Below are 13,319 nucleotides of genomic sequence, written 5' to 3' on the forward strand. Positions count from 1 at the left end.
AATGAGAATGATTATCAAGATCATTTATAAAGTTTGCAGTGATTTCTCTGATAGCTTTGAACGATAGACGGGCGGGTAAGCTGGGCGATCTAACAGAAACTCAAATCGCGGGCTCTTTTGTGAAGACTAGCACACAAACTTAACTTTTCACTCATTTACCTAACATAACAAAAATGTATTGTGGATCACTATTTTTGAGACTCGTCACAGGATGTAACTATAGTGTGTCCTCGATCTCGTTTTCTTTTCGGTTGTTACATAGAATGTGCACGAAAATTAAACCTGCCTCATATTTGGAGCAAATATGGACCGCGTCCTTCATTTTGTCCTGGCACTTGTTGTCGTTACTGCACTCGCATTGCTGGTCAGCACAGACCGCAAAAAAATTCGTATTCGTTATGTTGTCCAACTGCTGGTCATTGAAGTTTTACTTGCGTGGTTCTTCCTGAACTCCAACGTAGGCCTCGGCTTCGTGAAAGGCTTCTCCGAAATGTTCGAAAAACTGCTCGGATTCGCCAACGAAGGGACCAACTTTGTCTTCGGTAAAATGAACGACGAAGGTCTGGCGTTCTTCTTCCTGAAGGTTCTCTGCCCTATCGTCTTCATCTCCGCGCTGATCGGTATTCTGCAGCACATCCGCGTTCTGCCGTTCGTGATCCGTGGAATTGGCTTCCTGTTATCCAAAGTGAACGGCATGGGTAAGCTGGAATCTTTCAACGCCGTCAGTTCCCTGATCCTCGGTCAGTCTGAGAACTTCATCGCGTATAAAGATATTCTCGGCAAGATGTCCCGCAACCGCATGTACACCATGGCGGCAACCGCAATGTCTACCGTTTCCATGTCTATCGTGGGCGCGTATATGACCATGCTGGAACCAAAATACGTGGTGGCTGCGCTGGTTCTGAACATGTTCAGCACCTTTATCGTTCTGTCGCTGATCAACCCATACCGCGTTGACGCCAGCGAAGAGAATATCCAGATGTCAAACCTGCACGAAGGCCAGAGCTTCTTCGAAATGCTGGGTGAATACATCCTGGCCGGTTTCAAAGTCGCGATTATCGTTGCCGCCATGCTGATCGGCTTCATTGCGCTGATTTCTGGCCTGAACGCCCTGTTCGCCGCGGTGCTGGGTATCTCCTTCCAGGGCATTCTGGGCTACATCTTCTACCCGGTTGCATGGGTGATGGGTGTTCCGGCTCACGAAGCGCTGCAGGTGGGCAGTATCATGGCAACCAAGCTGGTTTCTAACGAATTCGTTGCGATGATGGATCTGCAGAAAATTGCCAGCACGCTTTCTCCGCGCGCGGAAGGCATCCTCTCCGTGTTCCTGGTCTCTTTCGCGAACTTCTCGTCCATCGGGATTATCGCGGGTGCGATTAAAGGCCTGAACGAAGAGCAGGGTAACGTGGTTTCTCGCTTTGGCCTGAAGCTGGTTTATGGCTCTACGCTGGTGAGCGTCCTGTCCGCGTCCATTGCGGCACTGGTTCTGTAACGTTTACCGTTAAACAAAAACCGGGAGCCTGGCTCCCGGTTTTTTTATGCCCGCAATTCTTCCAGCGGTTTGGGTTTGCCTATCAGGTAGCCCTGCAGGTAATCCACACCGAAGCGGAGCAGCATCTCCCGCTGTGCCGGTGTTTCCACATATTCCGCGACGACGCAGAGCGATTTCGTCTTTGCCAGATTACACATCGACTGCACGATCATTGCATCCATGTCGTCTGTACAAATGTCTTTCACAAAGCAGCCGTCGATTTTAATGATGTCCGCCTGCAGGCGTCTGAGACGCTCATAGTTAGCGTAGCCAGTACCAAAATCATCAATGGCGATCCGGAAACCGTAATCCCGCAGTTGCTGAATATTGTTGATACTCGAGCCTGAATTAGAGAATGCCTGCTCTTCGGTAATCTCGATCACGACGGCCTGCGGTGCCACGCCGTACCGTTCAAACAGCGCGCAAATCTCGGTCGCCACCTCTTTTTGCATCAGCGTCAGGGGCATCAGGTTGACGGAAAAACGGGCGCCAGCATGCGTTGCAGGGTTATCGCGCAGCCACACCAGTAATTTTTCCATGACGCACATATCAAACCGGTGGCTGAGATTGAACTGCGCAATCAGCGGAATAAAGCGGTCAGGGGTCATAATCTCCCCCTCGCTCTCCATTCGCGTCAGGATTTCATAGTACCCACTTCCGTCCGCCTTCTGGATCGGCTGCGCATACAAATGGAACTGCCCCGCCTCCAGGGCATGCTTAATTCGCGCCAGCATCAGGACACGCTCTGTCGTCTGTCCTGAGGCCGCCTCAAGGCTATTCGTGAGCGCGAGTACGTTTTGCTCTCCGCAGGCCTGTTCTGCCAGCCAGCTCAGTTGCCCCAGCGTGTGATGCAGCTTTTCGCCGTTTTCGACCATTCCCCAGGACGCGCCAAACTCAATATCCAGCCCGGTGTTGTTCCAGAAAATCTTATTGCTGTTGAGCCGATCGACCATATGCTGGAGACGTTCAGCAATTTCCGGCCCGAGCAAGACCAGCACCAACTCGCTTCCGGGCAACTGGAACAGCAGCTCATCTTTTTGCAGGAGCGGCTGAAGCGACGTGGCGATCGTTCGTTTGCAGTGGACCCGCATAATAATGCCGTAGTGGCGGCTCAAAAACTCCAGATTGTCCATGCGCAGAATGCACACTTTGGCATCCGGATGGATTTCAAGGTAATCCTCCAGCGCGCGAATATTGGGCAAACCGGTAAGAGGATCGGTCAGCGCCCTGTCCTGCCAGCCCCGCTTCAGCCACTCGCTGCGCTGGTAAATTCGCGACATGTAAAGCAAGCAGATGGCGAAAGAGATCAGCACGGAGAGGATAAAGGAGAGCGAATGGCCCGATTCCACCCCGTTAAGGAAGTTGTAGTTGTAGGTCAACAGCAGGAGCGCTGAGATGGCCCACAGCAGAGAAATCAACGCATAGGTCAGGCGGCTTATTGCTAAGGTAAAAAGAATAAAAATCAGCGGCATCAAATAACCCGCAATGACCGGTGATTCAAAAGGACCACATAAAATGACGAGAATGAAGCCTAAAAGCATCAGCCAGACAAAAATATATAATGGATTCTTGTGATAAAACACGGGCTTCACGCTTCGCCGCCAGAAGGCGATGGCATAACGAGGATTAATTATCATTCTTAATGGGTAATAGAACATCATGGTAAAAATCAGCCCCGCGCATATCAGGCTTTGAATATCCACAACGCTATAAATTACCGTTCCTTCGCCAAAATAAGTTGAAATAGTCACCGGAAAATCAAACAAATAGCCTGCCATATACATCGACAGCTTAATACCTAACGGCACCATAAAACCGAGCCAGAATATACGTAGCCCGATGTGCTTGTTAGGAATGCTGTGCCGCCAGCGCTTGCCCAGCATAAGGCGTAGCAGGCCGCACACCGCAAACAGCGCAAAGGTCTGACAGAAAAGCAAAACTGAATATTGTAGCGGTGCTAAATCAACATAAAATAAATTAGTGACAGTAAAACCTAACACAATGGGAAGAATTGCCCGGCGCCCAAATATCAAAATTACCGCCAGCATCACGCTGAGTGGCAACCATGCTAAATAAACGTCATGACCATTAACAATTGCACGCGGAGAGAGATAACGGGAGACAGGTACCGCAATCAGGCAAAGTGCCAGGGCAATCATAAATATCTTTACATTATTATACGTTTTTCTATTCATTAAGTTGGGGAATATATTATCCGTTCGAATTATTGACCGGATGGATAATAGGTTTATTAATTGCACGAATCAAGTTCAAGTCTATTTATAGACTGGTTTATTGATGTCGATTGAGGAGAGGTACAGGAATACCTTCTTTTTGATAACAAAATGCAGTAATGGACGTTACAAACAGATAAAAAAACCCTCGTCATATGACGAGGGTTTACAATTTTGGTGGAGCTAAGCGGGATCGAACCGCTGACCTCTTGCATGCCATGCAAGCGCTCTCCCAGCTGAGCTATAGCCCCACATGTGACTTTACTGACCGCACTCTGTTGGGTTCAGAGTTTGGTGGAGCTAAGCGGGATCGAACCGCTGACCTCTTGCATGCCATGCAAGCGCTCTCCCAGCTGAGCTATAGCCCCATCGTAAAGCTGTCATGTTGACGGGCGGCATAATATGAATTCCGCTGCGGAGTGTCAACGGCAAAATCAATGACCGCCGTTCGATCGCCGAAAAATCATGCAAATGAATCACTTTGCGAGCGTGCTCGTAATCAGGAGTTAAGCCTGTCACGTTTTCACGTAAAACGGTGCTATAAAATGAGCCGTTAATTAACCCCACAGATATTCAGGAAATTGTATGATCAAGGAACGAATGACGCCAGAAGAGTTAGCCCTGCTCACTGGCTATAGCCGCCAGACCATCAATAAATGGGTACGCAAAGAGGGTTGGATTACGTCACCAAAACCAGGCGTCCAGGGCGGAAAAGCGCGCCTGGTACATGTGAACGAAAAAGTCCGTGACTTTATCCGCAGCGCACGTCGGGCAAGCGAAACGTCCGAACTGCCAGAAGGCACCAGCCATGATCGTTCGCTTCATACCCTCCTCCTGACGCTGGCTAATGAAATGACGCCGGAAGAGCAGAAGCAGATGACATCGCTGTTATTACGGGAAGGGATCACCGGATTGTTGCAACGTTTAGGGATACGCGATCGGGACTGATATGAAAAGATTACGGAGCAAAATGACCACGGAAGAGCTGGCGGGAAGTTTGGGCGTCGCCAGACAAACGGTCAATCGCTGGATACGTCAGCAGGGGTGGAAAACCGAAGGGCTCAACGGCGTGAAAGGCGGTCGCGCGCGGCTCATTCATGTCGATGCACGCGTGAAGGAACATATAATGAGTCTCCCGGCGATCCGCAACCGTCAGGCGGTTTACCATCTCGCGGAGGCCACGTCTGTCTATAATGGCCCCTCTTCAAACCTGTCTCCGGGCATTATAGAGACGCTGGAGAGTATGACGCCGTCAGAACAGAAGCGTCTGGACGCCTTTTTGAAACGCGAAGGCATTCACGGTTTTCTTACCCGTCTGGGTATCGCGGAAAAAGAGGCATAAAAAAACGGCAGGTTACCCTGCCGTTTGTTTTTTCTTAGACGTGATTACTGCTGATTTTCACGTTCAGCGATAAAGTCCAGCGCCTTGTTAATGCGCGCCACGCTGCGTGATTTGCCGATGGCATGAACCGTTACGTCCAGCGCCGGAGACTGACCTGCCCCGGTCACCGCAACGCGCAGTGGCATACCAACTTTACCCATGCCGACTTCCAGCTCATCCGCCGTCGCCTGAATGGCATGATGCACATTCTCAGCGGTCCACTCGTTGAGGGCGGCCAGCTTGTCACGCACCACTTCCAGCGGCTGACGCGCAACCGGGCGGAGGTGTTTCTTCGCGGCGTCCGCATCGAACGCATCAAACTCTTCATAGAAGTAGCGGCAGCTTTCAGCAATCTCTTTCAGCGTTTTGCAGCGCTCGCCGAGCAGTTTCACCAGATCCGCCAGCTCAGGGCCCGTGCGGGTATCAATATTTGCCTGCTCAATGTGCCACTGCAGATACGTCGCCACATATTCTGGCGGCATGGTATTGATGTAGTGATGGTTCAGCCACAGCAGCTTGTCAGTGTTAAACGCGCTGGCGGATTTGCTGACAGAGCTCAGAGAGAAGAGTTCGATCATCTCTTCGCGGCTGAAGATCTCCTGGTCACCATGGGCCCAGCCCAGACGCACCAGATAGTTCAGCAACGCTTCTGGCAGATAGCCGTCGTCGCGATACTGCATGACGCTCACCGCACCGTGGCGTTTAGACAGTTTTTTGCCGTCATCACCGTTGATCATGGAGACGTGCGCATAGACAGGCACCGGCGCGTTCAGCGCCTTCAGAATGTTGATCTGACGTGGCGTGTTGTTGATGTGGTCTTCACCGCGCACAACGTGGGTAATTTCCATATCCCAGTCGTCAACCACCACGCAGAAGTTGTAGGTTGGGGAACCATCGGTACGACGGATGATCAGATCGTCCAGCTCCTGGTTGCTGAATTCGATCGGGCCACGGATCTGGTCGTCAAAGATCACAGACCCCTCTTGCGGGTTAGCAAAACGCACGACGCAAGGCTCATCAGCAGCATGCTCGCTGTGGTCATGGCGGCAGCGGCCGTCATAACGCGGCTTTTCACCGTTCGCCATCTGCTCTTCGCGCAGCGCATCCAGACGCTCTTTGGAGCAGTAGCACTTATACGCCGTGCCCGCGACCAGCATCTCATCAATGACGGCGTTATAGCGGTCAAAGCGTTTGGTCTGGAAATAGGGACCTTCGTCCCATTCCAGGTTCAGCCAGTTCATCCCATCCATAATGGCTTCAATTGCTTCTGGCGTGGAGCGCTCAAGATCGGTGTCTTCAATACGCAGCACGAACTCACCTTTGTTGTGGCGTGCGAAAAGCCAGGAATAGAGAGCGGTACGTGCACCACCGACGTGCAGATAGCCTGTCGGGCTCGGCGCGAAGCGAGTTTTGATTTTCATGAAATGGCCTTACGTTATAAAGATGCCGGCAATCGGCAAATCCTGGGGAAAAACGATGGGCAATATTCTATCACTGTGCGGCGATTCCTCAATGTTGTTCCCTGAATCGGGCCCGAGTTTGCGATTTTTGTTTAGAAATCATGCGCCACTGCCCGTTTCGCGATCGTTTTGCTTAATTTTACGACGAACGAATAAAAACTTTAGAAAATGCGTTGACTCATTTTCAACTCTCCCTATAATGCGACTCCACACAGCGGGGGTGATTAGCTCAGTTGGTAGAGCATCTCCTTTACACGGAGGGGGTCGGCGGTTCGAGCCCGTCATCACCCACCATCTACTTCGGTAGGCTCGCAGTGTAGATAAGAATTGAGATTGGGCGATTAGCTCAGTTGGTAGAGCATCTCCTTTACACGGAGGGGGTCGGCGGTTCGAGCCCGTCATCGCCCACCATTCTCACCTTATCGCAGCAGTTCCGAAATGGGCGATTAGCTCAGTTGGTAGAGCATCTCCTTTACACGGAGGGGGTCGGCGGTTCGAGCCCGTCATCGCCCACCATTTCGGGTCGTTAGCTCAGTTGGTAGAGCAGTTGACTTTTAATCAATTGGTCGCAGGTTCGAATCCTGCACGACCCACCAATGTAAAAAAGCGCCCTAAAGGCGCTTTTTTGCTATCTGCGATCTGGATGATTCGAACCTGCAGCAGGTTCGAGCCGAACGCAGTGAGGCACCGGAGCCGTTTACGGCGACGGCCCGAAGGGCGAGCGAAGCGAGTCATCCTGCACGACCCACCAATGTAAAAAAGCGCCCTAAAGGCGCTTTTTTGCTATCTGCGGTACTGAGCGTAAAAAACATAGCCTGATGACGCTACGCTTATCAGGCCTACGAAACCATCACACTCCTGTTAACGTTTCAATTAGCGTCTTCACCGCTGGCGTCGCCTGCTTCTCGTCATACACCACATACAAATCTGCCGGTATACGCTCTTTAAGCGGGCGGAACACCACGCCCGGCCACTGCATTTGCGCGTAACTGTCTGCGGCAAGCGTAATCCCCATGCCCATGCTGATCATCGCCAGTACCGTTTGCGGCTCAACGGCTTCACGCACGATCATCGGCGAAAACCCGGCCTGCTGGCAGACGCGATGTAAAAATGCCCAGTCAGAATGCGCTGAAGGCATCGTGACAAAATACTCGTCCTGCAACTCTGCGAGCGCAATCGATGATTCGCTCACCAGCCGGTGATCCTCCGGCATCGCCACCAGAAAAGCGGCCTCGCGTAACCGCACGCTGGTAAACCCAGCGGTGGGCTCGGTTGCCATTCGCCAGATGCCCACATCCAGCTCCCGGCGCTCAAGCAGCGCCATCTGCATGACCGGGGATTTCTCTCGGAATACAACATCTACATTCGGGTGCGATTTCAAAAAAGCGCGCATCACCGTGCGCACCTCACTCCACATGGCGGTACCGACAATACCCAGCTCAATGCGCCCTGCCTCCCCCCGGCCAATCTGCTCAACGCGAGCCAGCGCCTGGTTTGCACCGGCAAGCAAACGACGGGACTCTTCCATCAGCACCTTACCGGCATGCGTCAACGCGACGCTCCGTGAGTGTCGAATAAACAGTAACGTCCCCAGTTGGCTTTCTAGCTCTTTAATATGCAGGCTCAACGGCGGCTGAGACATATTGAGACGGGCCGCAGCCCGTCCAAAATGCAGCTCCTCAGCCACGGCCAGAAAATAGCGCAGCAGCTTGAGATCGGTCCGATAGGCGCGTTCCATCAAAACATATCCTGGCGATAACACTTATGTGCCTACCTTAAAGCCTTTCATCGTCCAGAGGGGAAATTTAGTGCGCAACTGTGCGCATCTCGCTGTTTTTGCAGGTGTGGCGATAGTTGAAGCTGAAATAAAACACCACCGCGAGCGCCAGGGCATAGGCCGCGAATACCAGCCAGATCGTCTGCCAGTCCTTCACTCCGTCCACCGAGAAATAATCGACGGCCATACCGCTCAATACCGATCCGAACCAGGCCCCGATACCGTTAACGGTTGTCATAAACAGCCCCTGTGCGCTGGCGCGTATATCGGCGCTCACCTCCTGTTCGACAAACACCGAGCCGGAAATATTGAAAAAGTCGAACGCGCAGCCGTAGACAATCATTGAGAGCATGAGCAGCACAAAGCCTGTTGCAGACGGATCGCCAAAGGCGAACAGCCCAAACCGCAGCATCCAGGCCACCATGCTCATCATCATGACCGTTTTAATACCAAAGCGTCCGAGGAAGTACGGAATGGTCAGAATGAAGAACACTTCAGAGATTTGCGAAACGGAGAGCAGGATGGACGGATATTTGACGATAAAGCTATCGGCATACGCCGGATTACGCGCAAAATCATGCAGGAAGGGGCTGCCAAACGTGTTGGTTATCTGCAGCACGGCCCCCAGCAGCATCGCGAATAAAAAGAACACCGCCATGCGGGGCTGTTTAAACAGGACAAACGCATTGAGGCCCAGCTTGCTGGCCAGCGACGGAGACGTTTTTGTTTTCGCCACCGGAATGGCTGGCAATGTCAGAGAATAGAGCGCCAGCAGCACGGACGCGGCAGCCGCCATATAGAGCTGCAGGTTGCTCAGCTCTGCCCCCATCAGGCTTACGGTCCACATCGCGGCAATAAAGCCCACGGTGCCATACACCCGCACTCGCGGAAAATGGCTCACCGTATCCAGCCCTGCCTGTTCAAGACAGGAGTAAGAAATCGTATTCGACAGCGCAATCGTGGGCATAAAGGCCATCGCATTCACCAGCATGACCCAGAACATCAGGCCCGGCTCATTGACCTGTGCGGCATAGCAGAGCGCGACGGCGCAAACGAGGTGACAAATCACGTAGGCGCGGTCTGCCCGCAGCCATTTGTCGGCAATAATTCCCACCAGCGAGGGCATAACAATCGCGGCAAGTCCTTTGGAGCTGTACACCATGCCCACGTCGGAGCCGGTAAAATGTAGGGTGTTAATCATGTAAGCGCCGAGGGTAACCAGCCAGCTCCCCCAGATAAAATATTGCATAAAGGACATCATCTTTAAGCGAGTCGTGATGTTCATAACCCATTCCTTATAGCAGTGTGGCCCTCACGGGCCACTTTATTGTTTTACTCAGGCAATATGGCGAAGAAAACCGCAGATAAGATTGATAAAGTTCTGGCGGGAAAGCTCAGCGGCAGCGAGGGTTTGTTCATGCGAGAGTTTGATATCGCCCAGCCCTTCCGCGAGATTGGTAATCGCAGAAACGGCCACGACCTTCAGGCCGCAGTGACGCGCGGAAATCACTTCCGGCACTACGGACATGCCCACCACATCGCCGCCGATAATTTGCATCATGCGGATCTCGGCCGCCGTCTCGAAGTTCGGACCGGGATAAGAAACAAACACCCCTTCATGGAGCGGGAAGCCGGCTTTCGTCGCCACGGTTTGCAGAATGGCGCGGTAATCCGCGTCGTAAGCATTGGCCAGCGAGAAGAAACGCTCGCCAAAGCGCTCATCGTTCAGCCCCACCATCGGCGTGCCCGGCATGGTGTTAATATGGTCGCTCAGAGCGACCAGACTGCCTGGCTGAACGTCCGGACGCAACGAGCCCGCCGCATTGGTGCTAAACAGCAGTTCGCACCCCAGCAGCTTAAAGGTGCGGATCGCATCGGTCATGATGGCCATCCCGCGCCCCTCATAGAAATGGCCGCGCCCCTTCATGCAGGCAACTGGCACCCCGGCAAGATGCCCAAGCACCAGCTCCCCGGCATGGCCATGCACGGTGCTCACCGGGAAGCCAGGCAGCGTTTCGTAGCTCAGAGAAACGGCGTCATCAATCTGGTCGGCAAGGGCGCCCAGGCCAGAGCCGAGAATAAACGCCACGCGAGGCGTGAAGTTTGGCTTAGCGGCGCGAATGATGTCGGCGCAGTACCACGGATTATTCGAGAGGGTCATAGAGGCTCCTTAAGGATGAAGATCGCGATGCGGGGATCGCATGACTTACGTCTTATATCCGCAGCCTGCCGGTGACCTCCAATACACTTTCACCGCACCATCAATACTGATTGTGTATCGATGCAACTCCCTGCCAGATATGGCAGTTTTGCTCAAGCTAATCCCGCCGGTGCCGATACCTCTGTTTTATACCGCGAGGAAAAAGTATGACGACCATTCAGGCTTCAACCCAACAGATACAAACCAGCGGCGCGAGTGGCACTTCGAGCAGTAACGATATCTCTGCGCAAATCACCCGTATTCTCGACAAGATCAAAAAGCTGACCCAGCAGTTAAAAGAGCTGTCGAACAGCCCCATCAGCACCGATGAGAAGAAAAAGCAGCAGGAACTGATTCAGACCCAGATCAAAGTGCTGCAGGCGCAGCTCGCCGCGCTGCAGCGCCAGCAGGCCGAAGAGGCCCAGAAAAAGCAGGAACAAAAACTGGGCAAAGTGGAAGGCGTGAATAGCCCGTCAGACACTAATCAGATTGATATCTACATCTAATCTTCTGATGCGTTAAACAGTGGATCGCGTATGCGGGCCTCGGTTAATCGCTGTGCCTGGATACGCACCACTTCCCAGATAGCCTGCGCCGCCCCCGAGAGTGAACGATTTTTTCGCCGCACCAGCATTAGCTTTCGCTCGACAACGGGCGTCAACCGCTTCACGGCCAGTCGACTTCCCTGCGGCAGGGGAAGCGCCAGGGCGGGCAATACGCTGATGCCAATGCCCGCTTCCACCATGGGAAACAGCGTTGCCGGGTGACCAATCTCCTGCACGATTGCTGCCTTGACCCCCTGATCCACCAGCGCGGAATCAATCAGCGGACGGCTTCCCGAGGCATAATCCTGTAAAACCAGGTTCGCGCCCTGCAGTGACTGCCACCTGACCTCCGGTAACGCGGCCAGCGGATCGTCGTCACGGCAGAGCAGCAAAAAGGGCTCTGAAAGTACGCTTTCGCACTCCAGATCGCTCACCTGGCCGGGATCGATAACAATACCAAAATCGACATCTCCCTGGCGGATGCTCTCCAGCACCCACTGTTGCGGTCTGTCATGCAGCACAAAATCAATGTCCGGGTAGAGATGGCTTCCCTCGGCAATACACTGCGGGATAAGGTGCGCAGAGATCGTCTGGCTGGCCGCAACCCGCACGGTACCCGAAAGCTGCTGGCCCAGTCTCCCCACGTCTCTGAGCGTGCTGTTCAGCTCATCCAGCAGCCGTTCAAGGCGCAAAGCCAGCTGCTGCCCGGCTTCGGTCAACACCACTTCGCGCGTGGTACGATCAAGTAATCTTACCCCCGTCTGATTCTCCAGCTCTTTCACGCTGTGGCTGACCGCCGACTGGCTCAGGCCAATCATCTCTCCTGCCCGGCTAAAGCTGCGGGCATGGGCGACGGTGACGAAAATGCGAAGCTGGCGTAAGGAATAATTCATCTGTTTAATTCATGAATGGATGCAATAAATCAATTTTATTTCTCAAATGGAAAAAAGCACAATAGCGACATCTGTTTTCAGGAGTCATTATGAAACTATTTCGTATTGTTGATCCGTTTACGCTCACCCTGGTGGTTACCGTTTTACTGGCCTCGTTCTTTCCCGCTCGCGGCGGGTTCGTCCCGTTCTTTGAAGGGCTGACGACGGCCGCCATCGCGCTGCTGTTCTTTATGCACGGCGCAAAACTCTCCCGTGAAGCCATTATCGCGGGCGGTAGCCACTGGCGACTGCACCTCTGGGTGATGTGCAGCACGTTTATTCTGTTCCCGATCCTCGGGGTGCTGTTTGCCTGGTGGGCGCCGGTTAACGTCGACCCGGCGCTCTACACCGGCTTCCTGTATCTCTGTATTCTTCCGGCCACGGTGCAGTCCGCTATTGCCTTTACCTCTCTCGCGGGAGGGAACGTGGCGGCCGCGGTCTGCTCGGCATCAGCCTCCAGCCTGCTGGGGATTTTCGTCTCGCCGCTGCTGGTGGGCCTGCTGATGAACATGCACGGTGCGGAAGGTAACCTTGAGCAGGTGGGCAAAATCTGTCTGCAGCTGCTGCTGCCCTTTGTCCTGGGCCATCTCTCCCGTCCGTGGACCGGGGCGTTTGTGACGAAGCATAAAAAGTGGATCTCAAAAACCGACCAGACCTCGATTCTGCTGGTGGTTTACTCCGCCTTCAGCGAAGCGGTCGTGAATGGGATCTGGCACAAGGTGGGGGCAGGCTCGCTGCTGTTTATCGTGGTGGTCAGCATTGTCCTGCTGGCGATTGTAATAGCAGTAAACGTCTTTGTGGCACGCAAGTGCGGCTTCAACAAAGCGGATGAAATTACGATTGTGTTCTGCGGTTCGAAGAAGAGCCTGGCGAACGGCATCCCGATGGCCAACATTCTGTTCCCGACCTCGGTGATTGGGATGATGGTGCTGCCGCTGATGATTTTCCATCAGATCCAGCTGATGGTCTGCGCGGTGCTGGCGCGTCGCTACAAGCGCCAGACCGAAAAGCTGGCGCAGGAAGCGACCCGCGCCGCGAAGGCTTAAGGACGTTTCAGGGGCTGCACCAGTTGGGTCAGCCCCTCGGTTTTGATCAGTAACGTTATCGCCATCAGCTCGCCCAGTCGCCCTGCCGGAAATTCATCCTTACGGGCAAACCACAGCAGATACTCCTCCGGCAAATCAATCAGCCTGCGGCCCTTGTATTTACCGAACGGCATCTCGGTATTGGCGATCTCAACGAGCTGCTCTTTCTCCACC

General features: G+C 53.4%; 12 protein-coding genes, 6 tRNA genes and 1 other RNA gene. 10 read left to right on the forward strand and 9 right to left on the reverse strand.

Annotation, left to right across the window (positions count from 1 at the left end; genetic code table 11):
• Window positions 1–304 precede the first annotated feature (304 nt).
• Window positions 305–1,492 (forward strand): NupC/NupG family nucleoside CNT transporter, encoded by a 1,188-nt coding sequence (locus ABFV38_RS15790; protein ID WP_045909397.1) that lies wholly within the window; start codon window positions 305–307, stop codon window positions 1,490–1,492.
• A 44-nt stretch (window positions 1,493–1,536) separates the two neighbouring features.
• Here the strand turns inward: ABFV38_RS15790 and ABFV38_RS15795 are convergent, their stop codons facing one another.
• The 3 genes from ABFV38_RS15795 to ABFV38_RS15805 all read right to left on the reverse strand — a co-directional run bounded on the left by ABFV38_RS15795 (window position 1,537) and on the right by ABFV38_RS15805 (window position 4,133).
• Window positions 1,537–3,726: an EAL domain-containing protein gene (locus ABFV38_RS15795; protein WP_348959428.1), complete on the reverse strand. Its 2,190-nt coding sequence runs from the start codon at window positions 3,724–3,726 to the stop codon at window positions 1,537–1,539.
• Between the two features lie 214 nt (window positions 3,727–3,940).
• A tRNA-Ala gene (locus ABFV38_RS15800) sits at window positions 3,941–4,016 on the reverse strand.
• Between the two features lie 41 nt (window positions 4,017–4,057).
• A tRNA-Ala gene (locus tag ABFV38_RS15805) sits at window positions 4,058–4,133 on the reverse strand.
• 217 nt (window positions 4,134–4,350) lie between these two features.
• Here ABFV38_RS15805 and ABFV38_RS15810 point away from each other — a divergent pair.
• Window positions 4,351–4,713: a YfeC-like transcriptional regulator gene (locus ABFV38_RS15810; protein ID WP_045909399.1), complete on the forward strand. Its 363-nt coding sequence runs from the start codon at window positions 4,351–4,353 to the stop codon at window positions 4,711–4,713.
• Between the two features lies 1 nt (window position 4,714).
• Window positions 4,715–5,107: a YfeC-like transcriptional regulator gene (locus ABFV38_RS15815; protein WP_348957550.1), complete on the forward strand. Its 393-nt coding sequence runs from the start codon at window positions 4,715–4,717 to the stop codon at window positions 5,105–5,107.
• Between the two features lie 44 nt (window positions 5,108–5,151).
• Here ABFV38_RS15815 and gltX read toward each other — a convergent pair whose 3' ends face one another.
• A complete protein-coding gene (gltX, locus tag ABFV38_RS15820) occupies window positions 5,152–6,567 on the reverse strand; it encodes a glutamate--tRNA ligase (RefSeq protein WP_252073009.1) in 1,416 nt (471 codons plus the stop codon).
• Between the two features lie 257 nt (window positions 6,568–6,824).
• Here gltX and ABFV38_RS15825 point away from each other — a divergent pair.
• The 5 genes from ABFV38_RS15825 to ABFV38_RS15845 all read left to right on the forward strand — a co-directional run bounded on the left by ABFV38_RS15825 (window position 6,825) and on the right by ABFV38_RS15845 (window position 7,357).
• A tRNA-Val gene (locus ABFV38_RS15825) sits at window positions 6,825–6,900 on the forward strand.
• A gap of 41 nt (window positions 6,901–6,941) precedes the next feature.
• Window positions 6,942–7,017: transfer RNA gene (locus ABFV38_RS15830), tRNA-Val, on the forward strand.
• A gap of 29 nt (window positions 7,018–7,046) precedes the next feature.
• Window positions 7,047–7,122: transfer RNA gene (locus tag ABFV38_RS15835), tRNA-Val, on the forward strand.
• A 4-nt stretch (window positions 7,123–7,126) separates the two neighbouring features.
• A tRNA-Lys gene (locus ABFV38_RS15840) sits at window positions 7,127–7,202 on the forward strand.
• A 26-nt stretch (window positions 7,203–7,228) separates the two neighbouring features.
• Window positions 7,229–7,357, forward strand: a non-coding RNA gene (locus ABFV38_RS15845) — RtT sRNA.
• A gap of 99 nt (window positions 7,358–7,456) precedes the next feature.
• Here the strand turns inward: ABFV38_RS15845 and ABFV38_RS15850 are convergent.
• From ABFV38_RS15850 to xapA, 3 genes are all read right to left on the reverse strand, one after another.
• Entirely contained in the window at window positions 7,457–8,344 is an 888-nt protein-coding gene (locus tag ABFV38_RS15850) for a LysR family transcriptional regulator (RefSeq protein ID WP_167211821.1), read from the reverse strand.
• Window positions 8,345–8,411: 67 nt separating this feature from the next.
• Entirely contained in the window at window positions 8,412–9,668 is a 1,257-nt protein-coding gene (locus ABFV38_RS15855) for a nucleoside permease (protein WP_348957551.1), read from the reverse strand.
• Between the two features lie 51 nt (window positions 9,669–9,719).
• Entirely contained in the window at window positions 9,720–10,544 is an 825-nt protein-coding gene (gene xapA / locus ABFV38_RS15860; protein WP_167211827.1) for a xanthosine phosphorylase, read from the reverse strand.
• Between the two features lie 206 nt (window positions 10,545–10,750).
• Between xapA and ABFV38_RS15865 the strand changes: the two genes are divergently transcribed.
• On the forward strand, window positions 10,751–11,089 hold the full coding sequence (locus ABFV38_RS15865; protein WP_045909442.1) for a FlxA-like family protein: 339 nt from the start codon (window positions 10,751–10,753) through the stop codon (window positions 11,087–11,089).
• Here the strand turns inward: ABFV38_RS15865 and ABFV38_RS15870 are convergent.
• Window positions 11,086–12,021 (reverse strand): LysR family transcriptional regulator, encoded by a 936-nt coding sequence (locus tag ABFV38_RS15870; RefSeq protein WP_063622219.1) that lies wholly within the window; start codon window positions 12,019–12,021, stop codon window positions 11,086–11,088. The two genes, ABFV38_RS15865 and ABFV38_RS15870, sit on opposite strands and share 4 nt — an antisense overlap.
• Before the next feature lie 89 nt (window positions 12,022–12,110).
• Here ABFV38_RS15870 and ABFV38_RS15875 point away from each other — a divergent pair, with 89 nt between their 5' ends.
• The gene (locus ABFV38_RS15875) at window positions 12,111–13,106 is read left to right on the forward strand and encodes a bile acid:sodium symporter family protein (protein ID WP_348957552.1); all 996 of its coding nucleotides are present in this window, start codon (window positions 12,111–12,113) and stop codon (window positions 13,104–13,106) included.
• On the opposite strand, the gene ABFV38_RS15880 is transcribed toward ABFV38_RS15875, so the two are convergent.
• Entirely contained in the window at window positions 13,103–13,318 is a 216-nt protein-coding gene (locus ABFV38_RS15880; RefSeq protein WP_003861328.1) for a DUF3820 family protein, read from the reverse strand. The genes ABFV38_RS15875 and ABFV38_RS15880 overlap by 4 nt on opposite strands.
• Window position 13,319: the final 1 nt, after the last annotated feature.

It is taken from the genome of Enterobacter cloacae complex sp. Mu1197 (assembly GCF_040059225.1).
GTDB lineage: Bacteria > Pseudomonadota > Gammaproteobacteria > Enterobacterales > Enterobacteriaceae > Enterobacter > Enterobacter quasiroggenkampii.